The sequence below is a fragment of the Psychrobacter sp. TB55-MNA-CIBAN-0194 genome (assembly GCF_040309505.1).
GTDB lineage: Bacteria > Pseudomonadota > Gammaproteobacteria > Pseudomonadales > Moraxellaceae > Psychrobacter > Psychrobacter fozii.
On record NZ_JBEOOW010000728.1, the window covers coordinates 1 to 240 of the forward strand.

1 protein-coding gene is annotated in these 240 nt (G+C 48.3%); it reads left to right on the top strand.

Going from position 1 to position 240, the window contains the following annotated elements; all coding sequences use genetic code 11:
• Nucleotides 1-240: hypothetical protein (locus AAEY75_RS16895; RefSeq protein WP_352260327.1), on the top strand; the 240-nt coding region annotated here is incomplete at both ends.

Below are 240 nucleotides of genomic sequence, written 5' to 3' on the forward strand. Positions count from 1 at the left end.
GACATTGTATGAGGCTCAAGTAGCTAAGTATGGCCAGCCCTTTTATAAACGCATTGATGTTGCAGCAACCTCGGCGCAAAAATCATTATTAAGTGCGCTAGATGCAAACAATGTGACGCAAACCGAATTAGCGGGCGAAACGATTGTCTCTGTTCTAACTCATGCTCCGGGCAATGGAGCCGCCATTGGTGGTTTAAAAGTGTCTACCGAGAATGGTTGGTTTGCCGCCAGGCCATCCGG